Below are 21000 nucleotides of genomic sequence, written 5' to 3'. Positions count from 1 at the left end.
CTTCACAGCGCGGCTCACGCTGCGTTCAATCGCAACCTGTGCTTCAAGGAGTTTCATCATGAAAAAGTTGACCACCGTCGTATTGTCCATGTGCCTCGCCGTAGGTGCCGCCAGCGTGTTTGCCGCCGAGACGACAACCAGTGATGGCATGAGCAAGGACAGCATGAGCAAAGATTCGATGTCCAAGGACGCCATGAAAAAAGACTCGATGAAAAAAGATGCCATGAGCAAGGACACGATGAAAAAAGACGCCATGTCCAAGGATTCGATGAGCAAGGACGGAATGAAAAAAGACGCGATGTCCAAGGACGCCATGAAAAAGGACGCCATGTCGCAGTAATTCATTACAACGCGATCCCTGTAGGAGCAGAGCTTGCTCGCGAAGACGGAGTGTCAGCCGACATCATCGTTGCCTGATACACCGCTTTCGCGAGCAAGCTCTGCTCCTACAGTGTTGTGCATTGCAGGGTATGACTTTAAGTCATGCCCCCATGACTTTTAATGGTTACAGCCCCGCCAACCCCCAGTGTTAAAAAATCGCAAACACAGCTCATCAACAACAAAAAAGAGCGTTTGCACCCATGACTGATTCCCTCCGCCACGTCCTGCGCTCTTCAACCCCCGACCAAAACCACGCGACTTCCTCTGTCTGCGTGCACTTCTGATCATCCAGAAAATCACTGAAGAGTAACGACCCATGAAAGAACTCGACCTGTACATCGGTGAAGGTTTCGAAGGCCCAGGCGTGAACGCCGCGCACATCAACATCCTGATCGGCCCGCGCAACGGCCCGGCAGGGCAGGCGTTTGCCAACAGCCTGGCATCGCCAAGCCAGGGCCATTGCCCGTTCATGGTGATCGCTCAGCCGAACATCCCGGTCAAGCCGATGACCCTTTACGTGAACAAAGCCGCGATCAGCAGTGACCTGCACGGCAACGCCACTTGGGGCGCGTCGCAGGCCGGCATCGCCAAGGCGGTGCTCGAAGCGCTGCTCGACGGCACCTTGCCGCCGGAAGCCGAAGACGAGTGGGCCATCGTCACCGCCAACTGGGTCAACCCGGCCTGCGATGACCTCGATGCGGTGTACCTGAACAACTACAACGCCTGCCGCACGGCGATCCGTGCCGCGCTGACCGGCAAACCGGAAACCGCGCAACTGGCCGATGTGGTCAATCACATCAGCAACCCTTTCTACACGCCAAAAGCCTGAGGTCCGAATCATGCAATACATTCGTTTGGGCAACTCCGGCCTTGAAGTCTCCCGCCTGTGCCTGGGCACCATGAACATGGGCACCCCGGACTGGAAACCGTGGATCTTCGATGAGAAGAAAAGCGAGCCGATCGTCGCGCACGCGCTGGACAACGGGGTGAACTTCATCGACCTCGCGGACTTCTATTCCGCCGGTGTCGGCGAGGAAGTGGTGGGGCGCATCGTCAAGCGCCTGGCCCGTCGCGAAGACCTGGTGATCACCACCAAAGTCGGCTACGGCACCCGCTCCGGCATCAACGCCAGCGGCCATTCGCGCAAGCACATCATGGACAGCATCGATGCGTCGCTTAAGCGTCTGAACATGGATTATGTCGACGTGTTCATGCTGCATTACTTCGACGTGAACACCCCGGTGGAAGAAACCATGAGCGCGATGAACGACATCGTGCGTTCCGGCAAGGCGCGTTACATCGGCGTGTCGACCATGCTCACCGGGCAGTTGGCGAAAATCCTCATGGCCTGTGAGCGCAACGGTTGGGTCAAACCGATCAACATGCAGCTGCAACTGAACTGCGCCTACCGCGAAGAAGAACGCGAGATGATTCCGTTCTGCCGCGACCAGGGTTTGGGCGTCTCGGTATTCAGCCCGCTGGCCCGTGGCTTGCTGACCGGCGACGCTCAGTCGACCCGCAACCAGACCGACTTCTTCACTCAGCAGATGTACAGCGACGAAGCCTCGTTCGAAATCGCCCATTCGGTACAACGCGTGGCCCGTGCCCGTGGTGTGTCCAACGCACAGATAGCTCAGGCCTGGGTCGCCAACCATCCCGGTGTGGATTGCATGCTGGTCGGCGCTGACACCACCGAGCAGTTCGACAGCGCCCTGGCCGCGCTGGAAACCAGACTCGATGCCGAAGAGCTGCACGAACTGGAACGCAATTACACCCCGTGCGACGTGATCAACGATTACACCGCCGGTAAACGTATCTTGCGTTCGGCCCGTCCGGGTCTTGAACGCTTCAATCTGACCGAGGCTGTGGCATGAGCTCGTTGATCCGTCACGGCAATTTCATCGACGGCCAATGGTCCAGCGGTGGTGCCACTTACCCGGTGCTGAACCCGGCCAATGGCGAGTTGATCACCGACGTACAAAAGGCCGGCGCTGAAGAAACCAACCGCGCCATCGACGCCGCCAACCGTGCGTTGCCGGCCTGGCGCAAGTTGACCGCCAAGGAACGCAGCCAGAAGCTCAAGCGCTGGAGCGAGCTGATGCTGAGCAACCAGAAGGATTTGGCGACGCTGCTCAGCCGCGAACAGGGCAAGCCCCTGGCCGAAGCCATGGGCGAAGTGGTCTACGCCGCAAGCTTTCTGGAGTGGTTTGCCGAAGAAGCCAAGCGCGCTTACGGCGACGTGATCCCGAGCCACAAGGCTGACGCGCGGATCATCGTGGTCAAGGAAGCCATCGGCGTGGTCGCTGCGATCACCCCGTGGAACTTCCCGCTGGCAATGGTCACTCGCAAGGTCGGCCCGGCGCTGGCGGCCGGTTGCACGATGATTCTCAAACCCTCGGAAGAGACGCCGTTGTCGGCCTTCGCCTTGGCGGTGCTGGCCGAGCAGGCGGGCATTCCGGCCGGTGTGTTCAACATCGTTTCCGGTGATGCCGTGGCGATTGGCGGGGCGCTGCAAGCCTCGGGCATCGTGCGCAAACTGTCATTCACCGGCTCCACCCGTACCGGCAAGTTGCTGATGCGTCAGGCGGCGGACACCCTGAAAAAAGTCTCGCTGGAACTGGGCGGCAATGCGCCGTTCATTGTCTTCGACGACGCCGATCTGGACGCCGCCGTCAAAGGCGCGATGGCCTCGAAATTCCGCAACACCGGGCAAACCTGTGTCTGCGTGAATCGCTTCTTTATTCAGGACGGCGTCTACGAAGCCTTCACCGGCAAACTCGCTGAAGCGGTGGCGGCGATGCGCGTCGGCAGTGCGCTGGACGGCGAAACCGAGCAAGGTCCGCTGATCAACGCAGCGGCGCTGGCCAAGGTTGAACTGCACGTCGGCGATGCGCTGGAGAAGGGCGCCAAACTGTTGTGCGGCGGCCGTCGCCACGCACTCGGCGGGACGTTTTACCAGCCGACCATCCTCGCCGAAGCCAACAGCGAAATGCTGATTGCCCAGGACGAAACCTTTGGCCCGGTGGCCGCGTGCTTCCGCTTCAAGGACGAAGCCGAAGTGCTGCAAAAAGCCAACGACACGCCGTACGGTTTGTCGGCCTACTTCTACAGCCGCGACATTGGCCGCGTGTGGCGCATGGCCGAAGGCCTGGAAGCCGGCATGGTCGGGATCAACGAAGGGATCATTTCCACGGAAGTGGCGCCATTCGGCGGCATCAAGGAATCGGGCCTTGGTCGCGAGGGATCGAAGTACGGTCTGGAAGACTACCTGGAACTCAAATACCTGTTGATGGGCGGGTTGTAACAGCACGACCCACCCTGTGGGAGCGAGCCTGATCGCACCCACAGGATTTTGTGTCGTCTCGGATGTCAGGTTTGCAGCTGAGTTTGTGCAATGCCAGTGGATGGCACTGAACGAAAATTTCCGTTGGCAGAATTCACCTGCATCGTGTCGTGAGAGTGGCGTACTGTGTACGCCGCCACATCTCACTTCGCAGCCACTGTCAATGGAGCCATGTTTTGGACGAGACCATCGCTCGAATCAAAACCTCGCGGGAAGCAAAAATTTTTGCCAGCAATGCCAAGCGTCTTGGTGATCTTGACGCCGAGGCCAAGGCACTTGATCGGGCGCTGGATCTTCAAGCGAAAGAAGAGGGGTACGAGACCCCTGCAGAGATTGCCATTGCCAGGGCACTTTACATTTATGAGGATCTGCAAGGAACAGTTGCCGGCAAAGCGTATCGAGCTAACCGGACCCGAAAGATGATACGAGAACATGGTGCCCTGCTTGCCGCCGAACGAATGGTCATTGCCCAGCGACCCTCTCGTGGATATACCGAACTCGCTCAAGCAGGTCTGGGGGCACACAGTTTCGAGGCGATTATCAATCAATACCCGGAGGAGTTCTCCAATCAGGCGGTCATGGCGGCGCAAGCCCGTCTCACTGGTGTCAAACACGAAAGCGTTGTTTCAAACAAGGATGTCAGTTTTCGCGAGTTCTATTCTCCGATCCCCATTCCTGACGCTGAGGCATTACTGCTTATTGAGCGGTTCAAAAAACCGGAAAACAGATTCCAAAGTATTTGGAAGCCTCACTACACTGAGACGATAAACAAGATCCGTCTGGGACTGGAAAGTGGTCGAGTTGCCGATGTTATGGATCTGGTTTGGAGTGAGCGGGATAACGGTGTGAGCAATGCGGCACAGGGTGTGCTGGGAATGGCGAAGATCGACTCCTTGCGAGCTCAATTCGAGGCACTGACGGCGGAAATTTCCGTGGATGGCAGCCCTGAAACCTTTCAGACCATCGTGCGTCGACTAGCGGAGTGGCGTGATGAGGGTTTAATAACAAAGCTGCCTATGCTGTTGATCGCCCGCGCGTTTGCGGCGATTCATCCAGAGCGATATCACACGTTGGTTGTGGAGGAAAAACACGAGCAGGTACTTCCGTGGTTCTGTGCTCATACCGGGTTTTCCGTGCCGAGTGGAAACTGGGCGCAGAAGGCTCAGGCATTGATGGCGCATATGGATTCCATTGATGCCTTTGAAGGCGAGAATGTTTTTCGCAGTATGTTTCCATGGTTCGTGTTTGAGCATTTACGTACGGCCGATCAGCGTATTCCTTTTATTCCAGGACATACGGAGCGCTCCCCAGATACGGTTGTTGATTTGCCCGCGACATCCCGTCAAGTGTTGCTGCGTCATAACAGGCTTCAAACTCACTTGTATGGTTTGTTGTGCGATCAATATGGTAAACAACACGTTAAAACGGAGCACGCGACTGGTTCGGGAGGGTATGCGGACGCTCTGGTTCGACTAGCGGATAACCGTTGTTTTCTATATGAGATCAAGGTGACATTGACGGCGGCGAGCGCCGTTAGAGAAGCTTTAGGGCAGCTGCTTGAATATGCATATCGTCCTGGCGGATTTGAGCCCGAAAGACTGTTTATCGTTGCTGAGCCCGTCCTTGACGAGATTACTGAGCAATTTTTGGCGAGGCTGAATGAAGAGTTTCGATTCAGGCTTGAGTATTTTCAGATCAAGCTGCCAAATGATGACTAAGTTTGACCGGATCCGCAGATTTTCAGATCGATCTTGTTGTGACGGAGTAGTAGTGACATCAGGGATTGCTGACCACCCCTAACCACTCCGTAAACAACCGCACTTTCGACAAACCCTGCTTGTCATTCGCCACATCCAGCCAATAGCCATACGGCCCGATCACTTCCACCGGGGTGATCGGCAACAAACTGCCATTCGCCAATTCCTTTTCGATCATCTGCCGGTCAATCACGGCTAATCCACCACCCGCCAGAGCAGTGTGGATCACCTGATCCAGCGTGCTGAATTCCAGCCCTTGCCCCGCATCGACATCGTCCCGGCCCATTGCCGCCAGCCAGTTCTCCCAGACCTTCAACCGTTTGCCGTCATGCAGGATGTGCAGCAACGGAAACTGCCGCAAGTCCGGCGGTTGGCCGTTGACGAACAACTCCGGACTGGCCACCGCCATGTGCCGTTCCATCACCAGTAACTGGCTGCTGCAGTGGCTGGCCGCTTCGAGGCCGAAGCGGATGTGGCAGTCGATTTCCGCAAGGTTGTCGTGGCCGCTTTGGTTGGTCACGCTCAGGCTGATGTCCGGGTAGCGTTGGCAAAAGGCGCGCAGGTGCGCCGACAACCAGCGCGTGGCCCAGGTCGGCGGTGCGACGATGCGCAGGCGTTGGCGCAGGTTGGGCACGCGCACGGCTTGCAGGGCACGTTCGACGTGGTCGAAGGCGTCGCTCAGTTGCGGGGAGAGGGCGAGGCCGGTTTCGGTCAGGGACAGGCCTTGTGGGGTGCGGATGAACAGCGCCACGCCGAGGTAGTCTTCGAGCTGCTTGATCTGACGACTCACCGCGCCCTGGGTGACGTTCAACCCCAAGGCTGCCTGGCTGAAACTACGATGCCGCGCGACCTCTTCGAAGACGCGCAGCATGTTGAGCGAGGGGAGTTGACGCATGGAAGGAGGGCTCCGCACTGGCCTCGGGTGATGCGTCGGGCCGGTTTGTTGTTTTTGGATGGTTTTGTGGTGCCTATCTGACTATTAGCAAGGGGCTGATGCAAGTGGTGTTTGGGCTGACGCTTTCGCGGGCAAGCCTCGCTCCTACAGGTTTTGTGCGTTCGCAAATCGACACAAATCCTGTAGGAGCGAGGCTTGCCCGCGAAGGCGTCCTCATGGACGCCGAAAATCCCGGATCAGAAGTAATACCCGATGTTCATGTACAGCTGATTCTCCCAATGATCCGTCCCGCCAGCACCCAGGCTCTGGGTGTAGCTGCTGCCACCGATGTACGGGTCATTCTTGCCATACAGCCACTCGGTCGCGATCCACAGTTTGCTGAAGGAAAACGAGGTGCCGAGAATCATCCGCTGCGAGGTCTTGAACTCATCGGCGGATTTATCGAAGGCACTGTAGTTGGCGTACAGCTTCACGCCGCTGACCAGGTCGAACAGGTATTTGCCGCTGACGTCGTAGCTCAGGTCCGCCACGTACAAATTGCCGCGACTGGCGACGTTGTAAGTGCCGTCGTAACCGCCCAGCGTCACCAGTTCATCGGTACCGGCGTTGCGCGGCGACATCTGTTGCCGCGCCGCTTGCAGTTGCACGCCCCACGGACCGTTCTTGCCCAGGTAGTGCACGGCCACGGCGTTGCGTCGGCCGTCGTTGTCGGTGTCCTTGTTTTTCAGGGTCGAGGTCAGGCCAGAGATCCCGACTTCGGATTTCCACGGCCCCAGGTCCAGCGCCTTGGCCACCCGAAGTACGATGGTGTTGCGTTCCTGGTTGTCGCTGCCATCGCTGACGTAGCTGTCCGCCCCGGACACCACGCTGGAATACGTCACGCCTTTGCTGGTGCCTTTGCCTTGCCACGCCGGGCGCAGGTAGTAGCCGGCCTGGACGTTCCAGTCGCCGCTTTGCTGGATGTACTTGGCGCCGATCTGTTGCACGTCTTCCAGGCCGATGACGTTGCCGAGGGTTTCGTAGAAGGTGCTGCCGAAGTACGGCTGCAAACCGAACGGCACGGTGTTCAAACCTACCTGCACTTGCTGGTCCGGGTTGAACTTGTAGCCGGCCCACGCGTACTTGGCGAACTGGATGTCGCCGTAGTCCTTGGTGTACTGGTAAGGGTAGGAGCGTCCGTAGAAACGGTACTGCGCCTCACCAATCCAGGTGTCGGAGTTGTACTTGGCGCTGAGGAACACGGTGTCCAGGCCGAATTTCTGAATGTCGCGGTCCGGGTCATAGTCCCAACGGGCGCGCACGGCGCCGCCGAGGTCGAGGTTGTCGGTCACTTGAACCGCCATGGCCGGGGCTGCGAGGGCGCCGAGCACTGGAATCAAAGCAATGGAACGGATAGCACGAGGGGTGATTGCGCGCACTGTGATACTCCCGATTTTCTGATTATTGTTGGCAACAGCAACCCATGCCGCAGCGAACGCTGCGACCTGGGGAAAGGGTTATGGGCTTAGTTGGCTTGAGGCCGGATCAGCCTCAACGCGGGCTCCGCGACAGGCACCACCGGTATCGCCGAAGCGCCGGGGGCCGCCGCCAGCAAGGTCTGGGTGTAGGTGTTTTGCGGGCGCAGCAACACCTGTTCCGCCGTGCCGTATTCCACCACTTCGCCCTGGCGCATCACCGCGATGTAGTCACTGATCTGCGCCGCCACGCGCAGGTCGTGGGTGATGAACAAAATGCTCAGGTTCAGTCGCTGTTGCAGCTCGGCGAGCAACTCCAGCACCTGTTTCTGTACCGAGACATCGAGCGCCGAGACGCTTTCATCGGCGATCAACACTTCCGGGCGCATCGCCAGTGCCCTGGCAATGCCGATGCGTTGACGCTGACCTCCGGAAAACTGCCGGGGCTTGCGCTTGAGCGCATCACGTTTGAGCCCGACCTGCTCCAGCAAGTCGCCAGCCTCGGTCCAAGCATCCTTGGCCGACAACCCGCGCAGTTGCGCGGCGCGGGCAATGATGTCGCCGACCCGATGGCGCGGATTGAGTGAGCCGTACGGGTCCTGGAAAATCATCTGGATGCGCCGCCGGTTGGCCGCCAGTGCCGAGCCGCGCAAGGCGAGGAAATCCGTGTCGCCGACCCACACGTGGCCGCTGTCGCTGTCCACCAGGCGAATCGCCGCTTTGACCAACGTGCTCTTGCCCGAACCGGACTCGCCGACGATGGCCAGGGTCTTGCCCCGTGGCAGTTGCAGGGAGACATCCCTGAGCGCCGCCACCGAGCGGCCGCCGACGTTGTAGGTTTTGTTCAGGTGCTCGATGCGCAGCGCCAGTTCACCGTCGGCGCTGGGCACGTGCAGTTCCGGGTGAAGGGCCGGCACGGCGGCGATCAGTTTGCGGGTGTAAGGATGCGCCGGAGCGTTGAGCACCTGATCGCGCTCACCGATTTCCACCAGGCGGCCACCTTCCATCACTGCGATGCGGTCGGCGATTTCCGCGACCACGCCGAAATCGTGGGTGATGAACAGGATGCCGTGCTGGCCCCGCCCGCGCAGTTCACGCACCAGTTTCAGGACTTGCGCCTGGGTGGTGACATCGAGGGCTGTGGTCGGTTCGTCGGCGATCAACAGGTCGGGGTTCATGGCCAGGGCCATGGCAATCACCACCCGCTGGCATTGGCCACCGGAGAGTTGATGGGGAAAGCTGTTGGCGATCCGTGGCGGGTCCGGCAGATGGGTGGAGTCGAGCAGCGCGAGCATACGTTCGCGGCGCTCGGCGGCGGGCATCTGCGGGGCGTGGATGTCGAAGATTTCCTCGACTTGCTGGCCGATACGGATCGCCGGATTCAACGCGGCCATGGGCTCCTGGAAGATCATCGCGATGCGATTACCACGCAACTGACGCAGGGCGTTTTCTTCCATGCGGCAGATGTCATCGCCGAGAAAATCGATCACGCCTTCGCTGTGGCGCAGGCCTTTGGCGTAGTCGCCCATGATCGCCGCAGAAAGCACCGATTTACCGGAGCCGGACTCGCCGATCACACAGAGGATTTCGCCCTTGCGCACATCCAGGCTGATGCCTTGCACGGCGTGGCTGCGGTCGGCGCCGGCCGGCAATTCAATGGAGAGATTCTCCACCTTCAAGACTTGTTGTTGATTCATGCTCAGCTCCTTGCGCCTTTCTGGGCGTGTTCGTCCAGACCGTCCGCCAACAGGCTCAGGCCCAGCATCAGGGTGGAGATGGCAATGCACGGGAAAATCACCAGGTGCGGGAACGCGATGGCCATGCTGCGGCCTTCGTTGATCATGCCGCCCCAGTCCGGGGTCGGTGGTGGCAGGCCGAGGCCGAGGAAACCGAGGGCGCCGATCATGATCGCGGTGTAGCCGATACGCAGGCAGAAATCGACGATCAGCGGGCCGCCGCAGTTGGGCAGGATTTCCACCAGCATGATGCGCAACGAACCTTCACCCTGGGTGATCGCGCTGAGCACGTAATCCCGGGAGCGGATGTCGATGGTCAGGGCGCGCATGATGCGGAAGATCGCCGGGGCGCTGGTGAAGGTCACCGCAATCAGAATGTTCAGCGCCGAAGCGCCGAGGGCGATGATGATCACGATGTACAGCACCAGCACCGGGAACGACAACACGGTGTCGGCGACGTACGACAGAAAGGCATCGACCTTGCCGTTGAAGTAACCGGCGCACAGGCCCATGGCAATGCCCACGGCAAACGCGGTCAGCGTCGCCAGGATCGACCAGAACAACACGGTGCGCGTGCCCCAGACCAGCCGCGAAAGAATGTCCCGGCCAATCATGTCGGTGCCCAGCAGAAAGCTCTGGCCATTGCCGTCGGCGCTCATCGGCGTGAGCAACGGGCTGAAACTTTCCAGCGGATCATGGGGCGCCAGCCAGGGTGCAAACGTGGCGGTCAGCACCCAGCCGCCCACCAGCAGCAAACCGAGCAAGGCCAAGGGATGTTTGAACGATTGCAGGAAGCTCATTGGCCACCTCCGCCAAGACTGCGCAAGGTGATGCGCGGGTTGAGCCAGGTGTAGGCCAGGTCGGAAAAAATTTTCGTCGCGCCGACTACTGCGCCGCTGATCATCGCGCAGGCTTCGATCAGGTAAACGTCGTGGTTCAGCGAAGCGGTGTACAGCAACGAGCCGAAGCCTTTGTAGGCGAAGAACACTTCGACCACGATCACGTTCGACAGCAACCACGGGATGTACAGCATGATCACCGTGATCGGGGCGATGAGGACGTTGCGCAAGGCATGGCGCAGCACAATGCGCGAGGTCGATGCGCCTTTGAGGCGAGCGGTGCGGATGTACGGCGCCTGCATGACTTCAACCATCGATGCGCGGGTGATGCGGGCCAGGTAGCCGATGCCGAACAGGCACAGCACCATCAGCGGCAAGGCCAGCTCGGCGGCGTTGAAGCCATCACTCATGCTGCTCACGCCTGGCAGCCAGTTGAGCCAGAACACAAAGATTGCCGAGACGAACACGGCACTGGCGAAGTCCGGAATCGAGGTGGTGACGATCGACAGGAACGACACCAGGCGGTCTATCGCCGAACCCTGGCGAATGCCAGCCAGAATGCCCAGGGTCAGGGCCACCGGCACCATCACCAACAGGGCCAGCCCGGCGAGGATCAATGTTTGCCCGAGGTTGGGCAGCAGCAGGTTGATCACCGGTTCGCGAAAGTGCACCGAGGTGCCCCAGTCGCCACTGACGAAATCTTTCAGCCACACCAGGTAACGCCACAGGAACGGTTGGTTGTAGCCATGTTCCACCAGCCACGCGGCGCGCTGGTCGGCGGCGGAGTAGGGGCCGAGGACGTTGATGGCGACGTCTTCGATGTTCAGTTCAAGGGCGACAAACACGATCAGCGACACCGACAACAGGGTCGCGACCAGCGCCATCAATTTGCGTAACAGAAATTCAGCCATGCTTGCAGGCTCCGGCTAATCAAGGGATGCCGGCCCGCCGCACCGGTCGGTGGGCGGGCACGTTTGGGGCTGCGCGTCAGGCGCTCAGCCAGACTTCATCCATTGGGTAGAAGTCCGAAGGGTGAACCTGGAAACCCTGGACCTTCTTGCTGGTGGCGGTGAACTTGTCACCCCAGAACGGCTGCACCATCACCGCGGCGTCCTGCAGGATGCGCTCGACATCCTGCATCGCCAGGGCCCGTTGTTTCGGATCGATGATGCCCATGGCCTTGTCCAGTGCGGCGTCGAAGGCCGGGTCGCTGTAGTGGCTTTCGTTCCAGGCCGCACCGCTGCGGTAGGCCAGTTCCAGCGACATCACGCCCAGCGGGCGATGCGCCCAATAGGTCAGGCTGAACGCCGCCTTGTCCCAGATCGGCCAGTATTGGGTGGCCGGAATGACTTTCAGGTTGATGCGGATGCCGGCCTCCAGGCAGTTCTGCTGCAGGATCTGCGCGCAGTCCTGTTCGTAGCGGCCCTGGGTGTTGCCGACAATCAGGTCGATGTCGATGCCATTCGGGTAGCCGGCGTCGGCCAGCAGTTTTTTCGCCCCGGCGATATCCCGCTCACGCTTGGGCAGCGGCGCATATTCCGGATGGGAAGGCGCGACGTGGTGGTCTTCGCCCAGCGTGCCCATGCCGCGATAGGCGATTTTCAGCATCTGCGCATTGTCGGCGCAGAGCACCACGGCTTTGCGGATACGCACATCGGTGAACGGCTTCTGGTCGCAGGCCATGCGCATGACCACGGTCTGCGCGGACTTGCAACTGAGCAACTGCGCGCCCGGCAAGCGCTTGGCCAGGTCCAGTTCGGCCACGGTCACGCGGTAAAGCACGTCCACTTGCCCGGCTTGCAGCGCCGCGAGATGGGTGGAAATGTCGGTGCCCATGTCGACGTAGCGCAATTCGTCGAGATTGGCCGGTTTGCGCCAGTAATCTGCGCGTTTGGCGAAGGTGGCTTGCTTGTTCACCGCAAACGACACCAGCTTGAACGGCCCGGTGCCAATCGGGTTTTTCGCCCAGTCATCACCGTTTTTGAAGCTGCGGTGAACCAGGGTGCAGGTGAAGGCGCTGAGCATTTCCGGGATGGCCAGAATCGGCCGCTTGAGCAACAGACGGAACTGGTACGGGCTGACTTTTTCGAAAGCAGCGATGTCCTGGAACGCGGTGCGGTTGACCGACTTGGAGTCGGCGGCGATCCAGCGATGGATGTTGTGTTCGACATCGTCGCTGGTGAACTCGTCGCCGTTGCTCCACTTGACGCCCTGGCGCAGGTTGAAGGTCCAGGTCTTGAGGTCTTCGGACGGGCTCCAGCTCTCGGCCAGGTAGGGGTGGGTGATGTTGTCGGCGTCCACCCAGGTCAAGAATTCCAGGGAGTTGCGCAGCAGGTTCGAGGCTTCGATCCAGGTGATCAGCATCGGGTCCTGGATTTCCTGGATGGCGCAGGCAAAACGCAACGTACCGCCCTGGCGTGGCGGGATGGCCTCGGCGGCGTGGGCGGAATTACCGAGCAGGGCGGAACCGAGGAAGGTGCTGGCGCTGGCGACGGTGATGCCGAGGAGGGCGGCGGTGCGCAAGAATTGCCGGCGGTTGATCTCGCCACTTTTGACTTGGGTGCACAGGTCGTTGACTGCTGGATGCGGCAGGGCGCCGTCCAGAGTTGTTAGCTCGTCGAGATGGGGCATGGGGCAGCTCTCATGTTGTTTTTATTTGAGATGGCCGCAGTTTTGTCATCGGCGCAAAGATCGACAAACGATAAATTCAACGCGCAAACGTTCGATAAATGCATGTTACTGGCGCAGGGCTATGTCAGAGCTTGAAATAGACAGGCTGGACTCAACCCCTGTAGGAGTGAGCCTGCTCGCGATTGCGGTGTGCCAGTCGACATTTATGTGTCAGATAGTCCGCTATCGCGAGCAGGCTCACTCCTACAGAAAAGCGGTTCGCGGAGCTGCTGGATTGTCCTACACAACACAAAAATGCATGTTACTGGGGAAATTTCCTACGAGGCGTGGGATGCTTGGTACCTCGTCAGCCTTCCACGAGTGCCTTTCATGAAACGCAAAATGCCTGGTCTGAATGCCCTCAAAGCCTTCGAAGTGGCCGGCAGCACCGGCAGCTTCACCCGGGCCGCCGAGTTGCTCAATGTCACCCAGAGCGCCGTCAGCCGGCAGGTGCGCCAACTCGAAGAGCAATTGGGCGAAAACCTGCTGGAGCGGCGCCATCATCACCTCGACCTGACCAGCGCCGGGCGAGTGCTGTTACGGGCGCTGCATCAATCCTTCGACAAGATCGAGCTGACGGTGCGCAGCATTCAGCAGAAAACCCATTCCAATCGCCTGCACATCAACGCGCCGCCGACCTTCACCAACCGCTGGCTGATGCCGCGTCTGGGGCGGCTGCGCGAGAAGCATCCGGAACTGGAGTTGAGCATCACCACACGCTTGCAGGACAGCCTCGCGGAAACCAGTACGCTGGATTGCGCGATTCGTTTCGGCGACGGTGAATGGGATGGGCTGGACAGTTCGCTGCTGATCCAGGAGCGGCATATCGCGGTGTGCGCGCCGACCTTGTATGCGCGGGAGTGGAGCGAGCAGGGCATTGACCTTAATCGCCTGACCTTGCTGCACGTGCTGGCCCGGGAAGACCAGCGTTACCTGACCTGGAAACACTGGCTGGACGCCGCGCGCATCACCGGCGTCGATACCCAGGGCGGCTACGAATTCGACCTGCTGGACCTGGCCATCCGCGCGGCCGTCGACGGTTTGGGTATCACCATCGCCGACTGGCACATGGTCGCTTCGGAACTGGCCAGTGGGCAGTTGACCCAAGTGCTGAACGTGCACGTGGAAGGGCATCAATCCTACTGGCTGGTGACCCGGCCGGAACAGACGCAGATGCCGCAATTGCAGCTGTTCAGCGAGTGGTTGCAGGAAGAAATCTGGCTGGCGCAACGCAAGCTCGAGCCCTCTACCGCTGCCACCTGAACACCACAACCCCCTGTAGGAGCGAGGCTTGCCCGCGAAGGCGGAGTGTCAGGCAACATCAATGTTGACTGACACTCCGCCTTCGCGGGCAAGCCTCGCTCCTACAGGGGCGCGTACCGTTCACAGGGGTAACCTGCATTTTTCGAATGTTGCACCGCTCAATAAATCGTTTGTTCAACCCGCTCCGGATGCCAAGACTGCAAGCACTGGATAAAAACAACGATGGGCGATGCACATGCGACTCGAGCGAAATTTTGTAAACGGTCACTTCATTGAACCTGCCAGCGAAGCGCTGATCGCGGTGTACAACCCCGCGACTGAAGTGCTTTTAGGTCATGTTTCAGCGGCCACCGCCGATGAAGCGACCCACGCGGTCGACGCTGCCGCCACGGCCCAGAAAGTCTGGGGCAAGCTCACCAGCATCGAACGCGCCGAACACCTGCGCTCGTTTGCCGATGCACTCGATGCCTGCGCCGAGAGCATTGGTAAGGCGCTGGCCGCCGAATCCGGCAAAAGTGTCGCCGACGCCAGCAACGAAGCTCGCTACGCAGCGCAAATCACCCGTTATCACGCCGAATGGGCGCGCCGCATCGAAGGCGAGATCATTCCCAGCGACACCCCGAACGAAAACCTGTTCCTGCACCGCGAGCCGATTGGCGTGGTCGCGTGCCTGATCCCGTTCAACTACCCGGTCTACACCTTGCTGCGCAAAATCGCACCGGCGCTGATTGCCGGCAACACCGTGGTAGTGCGCCCGAGCAATAACACGCCGATCTCGGCGTTCGAAATCGCCAAGGCTGTGCAGCAATCCGCAATGCCGGCGGGGGTTATCAACATCCTGACCATGGATCACGCCACCGCTGCTGCCGTTTGCACGCACAAGGCCGTGGGGTTGATCACCCTGACCGGCAGCGTCAACGCCGGGCGTATCGTGCTCGACTACTGCAAGGCCAACATCGCCAAACCGTCGCTGGAGCTGGGCGGCAAGACCCCGGCGATCATCGAGGCCGACGCCGATCTGGAAAAAGCGGCCAGCGACATCGTCGCGTCGAAGACCACGCACTGCGGCCAGTTGTGCACGGCGGTCGAGCGGGTCTATGTGCAGGAAAGCGTCTACGAGAAATTCCTTGGCCTGCTGAAAGAAAAAATCAGCGCCGTGGAGTTCGGCGATCGTGCCCTGGATCCCGCCTTTATGGGGCCACTGGTCAACGCCAGTTCGCAGCAGAACATCCATGCCATGGTCGAGCGCGCTGTCGCTGACGGTGCTGTACTGGAAACAGGCGGTTTTATCCCGCAAGGCAAAGGTCATTTCTACCCGCCGACCCTGCTCAGCGGTTGCCGTCAGGACATGGAAATCATCCAGGAAGAAATCTTCGGCCCGGTGCTGCCGGTGCTCAAGTACCGCGACATCGACGAAGCGCTGGCCATGGCCAACGATCATCAGTTCGGGCTGTCGTCGGTGCTGTACACCGAGAACTACCGCACCACGATGAAAGTCGCCAACGCCATCGAGGCCGGCGAGTTGTACGTCAATCGCACCCCGGCGGACCCGTACCAGGGCTTCCACGCCGGCTGGAAACGCTCGGGCCTGGGCGGCGATGACGGCAAGCACGGCATGCTCGAATTTACCCAGACCCGTCTGGTGGTCATGAAGTATTGATCCACCCGCAACACGCCTCACGCGACACCCATAAAAACAATTATTTGGGGCGCCCGGACCACCGGGCTGCCCGAGGTCTCACAGATGTCCAAGCCTGCAACCACTGTTGCCGCTGTTCAGGGTTCGAACGCGGGTTCAAAAAGCCACAGTGACAAGGGAAGTCGTTACATCCAGCTGATGTTGTTGGTGCTGGCCGCCGGGGCGATCTACCCGATCCTCTATCTGCGCCAGGTCTACCAGACCACCATGCTCGAAGTGTTCCAGATCAACCACAGCGAACTGGGTTATCTGTACTCGATGCTCGGCACGATTTTCCTCCTGAGTTACTTGCCCAGCGGCTGGCTGGCCGACCGCATTGCCCCGCGTTTCCTGATCTTCTTCTCGCTGGTCGCCACCGGTGCCCTGGGCCTGTGGTATTCCACCGCGCCATCGTTGACCGGCTTGATGATCATCTTCGGTTGCTGGGGGCTGACCACCGGCTTGACGTTCTGGGCCTCGGTGCTCAAGCGCGTGAAGATGATTGCCCATCACACTGAGCAAGGCCGGTTCTTTGGCATCCTCGATGGCGGTCGCGGCCTGGTTGAAGCGTTGCTGGCGACCGTTGCGCTGGGGCTGTTTGCCTTCGCCACCGAAACCCGTGGCGAGTCCGCCGCTGAAGGCTTCAAACACGTGGTCTACCTCTACGCCTTCACCTGTATCGCCATCGGCTGTGTGCTGGTGTTGATCAAGGACCCGAAGTCGATGGAAGACACTGCGGCGGTGGAGAAGGGCAAGTACAACCTGCTCAGCGACCTGGCCACGCTGGTGAAAATCCCCGAGTTGTGGCTGGTGACGGCCATCGTGTTCTGCGGTTATCACATCTTCTGGGCCACCTACAGCTTCTCGGATTACCTGCAGGGCGGCGGCATGACGGCGGTCATGGCCGGCACCATCACCACCATCAAGCTGTGGATGCGCCCGATTGGTGGCATCGGCGGTGGCTGGCTGGGTGACAAGTTCTCGAACATTTCGGTGCTGATCGTGGCGTTGTTCTTCGCGACGTTGGCGATGGTCGGCCTGATCGTGTTCCCGGCGCTCAACAGCATGGGCCTGCTGATCGGTACGGTGATCTTCATCGGCCTGATGACCTACGCCATTCGCGGTTTGTACTGGGCGATCCTCGACACCTGCAACATTCCGCTGCGCATCACCGGCCTGGCGATTGGGATTGTCTCGGTGGTCGGTTACTTGCCCGACGCCTTCATTCCCTTGATCAACGGCTACCTCACCGAACATTTCCCCGGTGCCTTTGGTTACAAGCTGTATTTCGGCTACATCGCGTTCGTCGGCCTGCTCGGGACCCTGGCGGCCCTGACCCTGCGTGCCCGAATCAATCGTCAATCTTTGAACAAGACTTCTTTGAACAAGACAGGTGCCTGAGATGAAAATCGTCGCCCTTGAAACCCACATTGTTGCCGTACCGCCACCGCACATCGGCGGCATGTACTGGCTGTTCGTCAAGCTCAAGACCGATTGCGGCATCGAAGGCGTGGGCGAGATCTACGCCGCAACCTTCGGCCCGAAAGCCATGCTGCCGATCATCGAAGACGTGTTCGAACGCTACCTGCTCAACCACGACCCGCACCACATCGAACGCTTCTTCCGCCAGGCCTATTCGAGCGGTTTCACCCAGCGTCCGGACCTGACCATGATGGGTGTGGTCAGCGGCCTGGAGATGGCCTGCTGGGACATCATCGGCAAAGCGGCGAACAAGCCGGTCTACGAATTGCTCGGCGGCAAGGTCCACGAACGCCTGCGCTCGTACACCTATTTGTACCCGGTCAACAGCAAGGGCGAGTACGACTACGACGACCCGGATCTGGCGGCCGAATGCGCCATCGAGAACATGAACAAAGGCTTCACCGCCGTTAAGTTCGACCCGGCCGGGCCGTACACCGCGTACTCCGGGCACCAGATTTCCCTGGAAGTGCTGGAACGCTGCGAAACCTTCTGCCGCAAGATCCGCGAAGCGGTGGGCGACAAGTGCGATTTGCTGTTTGGCACTCACGGGCAGATGGTGCCGTCCTCGGCGATTCGCCTGGCTAAACGCCTGGAGAAATACGACCCGCTGTGGTTCGAAGAGCCAGTACCGCCGGGCCAGGAAGAGGCCATGGCACAAGTTGCGGCCAAGACCAGCATCCCGATTGCCACCGGTGAACGGTTGACCACCAAGTACGAGTTTTTCAAGTTGCTGCAGGCTGGCGGTGCATCGATTCTGCAGATGAACGTCGCCCGTTGCGGCGGTCTGCTGGAGGCGAAAAAGATCGCCAGCATGGCCGAGGCCTACTACGCGCAGATCGCACCGCACCTCTACAACGGGCCGATTGGCGCGGCGGCGAGTTTCCAGCTGGCCACCTGTACGCCGAACTTCCTGATCCAGGAAAGCATCATGACCTGGGGCGGTTTCCATGCCGAAGTCCTGACCAAACCGCTGCAATGGGAGGACGGCTACATCATTCCATCCACCGAGCCGGGCCTGGGTGTCGAGCTGAACATGGACGTGGTGCGTAAACATTCGCCGTACACCGGTGAGCGTCTGCACCTGCAAATGGCGCCGACCCCGGCGGACGTCAAAGACACATCGCCAGCCAGGGGCTGACAGGAGAGGGCGCAGTTCTCCTGTAGGAGCGAAGCTTGCTCGCGAAAGCGGCGGGCCAGCCAATATCAATGTTGACTGACTCGACGCCTTCGCGAGCAAGCTTCGCTCCTACAAGGGGTGCGCGCGGTTTTTTTGTACAACGACTTACGCGGTAACCGTGCATGACTTATGACTACATCATCGCTGGCGCTGGCGCCGCGGGCTGCATCCTCGCCAATCGGCTCTCGGCCTCGGGGAAATACTCGGTGCTGCTGCTGGAAGCGGGCGGCAAGGACAGTTCCCTGTGGTTCAAGATTCCGGTCGGCTTCGCGAAAATGTATTACAACCCGACCTTCAACTGGATGTACTACAGCCAGCCGCAAAAGCAGCTGAACAACCGCGAAATCTATGCCCCGCGCGGCAAGGTCCAGGGCGGTTCGGGTTCGATCAACGCGATGATCTACGTTCGCGGCCAGGCCCATGACTTTGACGATTGGGCGGCCAACGGTAACGAAGGCTGGGGCTTCAAGGACGTGCTGCCGTACTTCCGCAAACTGGAAAACCATCCGCTGGGCGACAGCGAATACCACGGCGGCAGCGGCCCGATCAGTATCACGCCGATGAAGGGCCAGACCCATCCGATCTGCGATGTGTTCCTCAAGGGCTGCGACGAACTCGGTTACCCACACAGCGACGACTTCAACGGGCCGAAGTTCGAAGGCTCGGGCATCTACGACGTCAACACTCGCAACGGCCAGCGTTGTTCCAGCAGCTTCGCGCATTTGCACCCGGCATTGACCCGGCCGAACCTGACGGTCGAGCATTTCGCCCTGGTGGATCGTGTGGTGTTCGATAACGGCCGGGCGACTGGCATTTCCGTGACCCAGCACGGCGTTGTGCGCACTTTCACTGCCAACAAGGAAGTGATCCTGTGCGCCGGTGCCGTGGACACGCCGAAGATCCTGCAACTGTCCGGTGTCGCCGATCAGGCGCTGCTGGCCAGGCACAATATCCCGTTGGTCAAACACCTGCCGGCGGTGGGGCAGAACCTGCAAGACCACTTGTGCGCCAGTTACTACTACAAGGCCAACATCGAGACGCTCAACGATCAACTGAGCTCGCTGTTCGGTCAGTTCAAACTGGGACTCAAGTACCTGTTCACCCGCAAGGGCGCACTGGCCATGAGCGTCAATCAGGCCGGCGGATTTTTCCGGGGCAACGAGCAGCAGGCCAACCCGAACCTGCAGTTGTACTTCAACCCGCTGTCGTACCAGATCCCGAAAAACAACAAGGCCAGCCTCAAGCCTGAACCGTATTCGGGTTTCCTGCTGTGCTTCAATCCATGCCGGCCGACCAGTCGCGGGCACATTGAAATCGCTTCGAAAAATCCCCGTGACGCGGCGTTGATCGACCCGAATTACCTGAGCACGCAAAAGGACATCGACGAGGTTATTCAGGGCAGCCGCCTGATGCGCAAGATCATGCAGGCGCCGGCACTCAAAAACATCACCGTGGAAGAAGTGCTGCCGGGGCCGGTCGTCGAAACCGACGAACAGATGCTGCAGTACTTCCGCGAAAACAGCGGTTCGATTTATCACCTGTGCGGTTCCTGCGCGATGGGCGCAGACGACCAGCGGTCGGTGGTGGACAAGCGGTTGAAGGTGCATGGTCTTGAGGGATTGCGCATTGTCGATGCGTCGATTTTCCCTAACGTGACGTCGGGCAATACCCATGCCGCCGTGTTGATGGTGGCGGAGAAGGGCGCCGATCTGATTTTGCAGGACGCCTGATTTCGTCGACTCCCTGTATCAAAAATGAATTTCCGCCGAGTCCGCTGCTCATACCTGTAGGCAGCGGATTTGAGCCCGCGAATTCATTCGGCAATCAGGGAGTGGCAAAGTCATGTGTCCAGTATCGACGGCGGGCGAGAACCTTCCAGGCGGGTTGATTCTTGTGGTTGAAGATGACCCGCTGATCCTGGAGTTTCTCTGCGAAGTTCTTCAGGAGGAGGGTTTCACCGTCGAACCGAAGATCAGCGCGGATGCTGCGGCGGGTTACCTGGAGCAGCACGCAGACAAGGTGGTGTTGCTGCTGACGGACATCACCATGCCAGGCAAACTCAACGGTGCCGATCTGGCCAATCAGTTCGGCGACCGCTGGCCGGGCAAGCCGATCATGATCATGTCCGGCTTCGAAACGCCGCAGACTTCCGGCGTGCGGCATGAGGTGTCGTTCATCAAGAAACCCTGGGCGCTTGGGCAATTGCTCGATTGCGTGGAAGGTGCGTTGAAGTCGAAGACGGTTGGCTGAAACAACACGCGGCGGACAAGCCAATGCTACATTGCTCGGCAAAACTCGCCCGGCTCTTGCAAAAGGACGCTCATC

17 protein-coding genes are annotated in these 21000 nt (G+C 59.8%); 11 read left to right on the top strand and 6 right to left on the bottom strand.

What is annotated here, in order from left to right; all coding sequences use genetic code 11:
- Positions 1-58: 58 nt before the first annotated feature.
- The 5 genes from J4E42_RS26050 to J4E42_RS26030 all read left to right on the top strand — a co-directional run bounded on the left by J4E42_RS26050 (position 59) and on the right by J4E42_RS26030 (position 5442).
- Positions 59-340: a pentapeptide MXKDX repeat protein gene (locus tag J4E42_RS26050; RefSeq protein WP_008043404.1), complete on the top strand. Its 282-nt coding sequence runs from the start codon at positions 59-61 to the stop codon at positions 338-340.
- A 357-nt stretch (positions 341-697) separates the two neighbouring features.
- Positions 698-1210, top strand: coding sequence for a formaldehyde-activating enzyme (fae, locus tag J4E42_RS26045; protein ID WP_008043405.1), 513 nt, complete (start codon positions 698-700; stop codon positions 1208-1210).
- Between the two features lie 10 nt (positions 1211-1220).
- Complete coding sequence (locus J4E42_RS26040) at positions 1221-2255, top strand: aldo/keto reductase (RefSeq protein ID WP_008043408.1); 1035 nt, start codon at positions 1221-1223, stop codon at positions 2253-2255.
- On the top strand, positions 2252-3685 hold the full coding sequence (locus J4E42_RS26035) for an NAD-dependent succinate-semialdehyde dehydrogenase (RefSeq protein ID WP_207286509.1): 1434 nt from the start codon (positions 2252-2254) through the stop codon (positions 3683-3685). The genes J4E42_RS26040 and J4E42_RS26035 overlap by 4 nt, the downstream gene beginning before the upstream one ends.
- Positions 3686-3900: 215 nt before the next feature.
- A complete protein-coding gene (locus J4E42_RS26030) occupies positions 3901-5442 on the top strand; it encodes a hypothetical protein (protein ID WP_207286508.1) in 1542 nt (513 codons plus the stop codon).
- A gap of 58 nt (positions 5443-5500) precedes the next feature.
- Here J4E42_RS26030 and J4E42_RS26025 read toward each other — a convergent pair whose 3' ends face one another.
- From J4E42_RS26025 to J4E42_RS26000, 6 genes are all read right to left on the bottom strand, one after another.
- Positions 5501-6376, bottom strand: coding sequence for a LysR substrate-binding domain-containing protein (locus tag J4E42_RS26025; RefSeq protein WP_008043412.1), 876 nt, complete (start codon positions 6374-6376; stop codon positions 5501-5503).
- 236 nt (positions 6377-6612) lie between these two features.
- On the bottom strand, positions 6613-7794 hold the full coding sequence (locus tag J4E42_RS26020) for a hypothetical protein (protein ID WP_207286507.1): 1182 nt from the start codon (positions 7792-7794) through the stop codon (positions 6613-6615).
- Between the two features lie 86 nt (positions 7795-7880).
- Positions 7881-9527: an ABC transporter ATP-binding protein gene (locus tag J4E42_RS26015; protein ID WP_207286506.1), complete on the bottom strand. Its 1647-nt coding sequence runs from the start codon at positions 9525-9527 to the stop codon at positions 7881-7883.
- A gap of 2 nt (positions 9528-9529) precedes the next feature.
- Positions 9530-10366 (bottom strand): ABC transporter permease, encoded by an 837-nt coding sequence (locus J4E42_RS26010; RefSeq protein ID WP_008043419.1) that lies wholly within the window; start codon positions 10364-10366, stop codon positions 9530-9532.
- Positions 10363-11316: an ABC transporter permease gene (locus J4E42_RS26005; protein WP_008043421.1), complete on the bottom strand. Its 954-nt coding sequence runs from the start codon at positions 11314-11316 to the stop codon at positions 10363-10365. Before J4E42_RS26005 ends, J4E42_RS26010 begins: the two co-directional genes overlap by 4 nt.
- 76 nt (positions 11317-11392) lie before the next feature.
- On the bottom strand, positions 11393-13036 hold the full coding sequence (locus J4E42_RS26000) for an ABC transporter substrate-binding protein (RefSeq protein WP_207286505.1): 1644 nt from the start codon (positions 13034-13036) through the stop codon (positions 11393-11395).
- A gap of 369 nt (positions 13037-13405) precedes the next feature.
- Between J4E42_RS26000 and J4E42_RS25995 the strand changes: the two genes are divergently transcribed.
- The 6 genes from J4E42_RS25995 to J4E42_RS25970 all read left to right on the top strand — a co-directional run bounded on the left by J4E42_RS25995 (position 13406) and on the right by J4E42_RS25970 (position 20925).
- Positions 13406-14338: a LysR substrate-binding domain-containing protein gene (locus J4E42_RS25995; protein WP_008043425.1), complete on the top strand. Its 933-nt coding sequence runs from the start codon at positions 13406-13408 to the stop codon at positions 14336-14338.
- 235 nt (positions 14339-14573) lie between these two features.
- Entirely contained in the window at positions 14574-15998 is a 1425-nt protein-coding gene (gene aldA / locus J4E42_RS25990) for an aldehyde dehydrogenase (protein ID WP_207286517.1), read from the top strand.
- Between the two features lie 84 nt (positions 15999-16082).
- A complete protein-coding gene (locus J4E42_RS25985; protein WP_207286504.1) occupies positions 16083-17417 on the top strand; it encodes a nitrate/nitrite transporter in 1335 nt (444 codons plus the stop codon).
- Position 17418: 1 nt separating this feature from the next.
- Complete coding sequence (locus J4E42_RS25980) at positions 17419-18636, top strand: mandelate racemase/muconate lactonizing enzyme family protein (RefSeq protein ID WP_207286503.1); 1218 nt, start codon at positions 17419-17421, stop codon at positions 18634-18636.
- Positions 18637-18797: 161 nt separating this feature from the next.
- Entirely contained in the window at positions 18798-20405 is a 1608-nt protein-coding gene (locus J4E42_RS25975; protein ID WP_207286502.1) for a GMC family oxidoreductase, read from the top strand.
- 112 nt (positions 20406-20517) lie between these two features.
- Positions 20518-20925, top strand: a complete 408-nt coding sequence (locus J4E42_RS25970) for a response regulator (protein ID WP_207286501.1) — start codon at positions 20518-20520, stop codon at positions 20923-20925.
- Positions 20926-21000 lie beyond the last annotated feature (75 nt).

Source organism: Pseudomonas sp. FW300-N2A2, from assembly GCF_017351735.1.
Classification (GTDB): domain Bacteria; phylum Pseudomonadota; class Gammaproteobacteria; order Pseudomonadales; family Pseudomonadaceae; genus Aquipseudomonas; species Aquipseudomonas migulae.
Note: the sequence above shows the minus strand (reverse complement) of the source record. Positions and strands in the feature narration are given on the sequence as shown.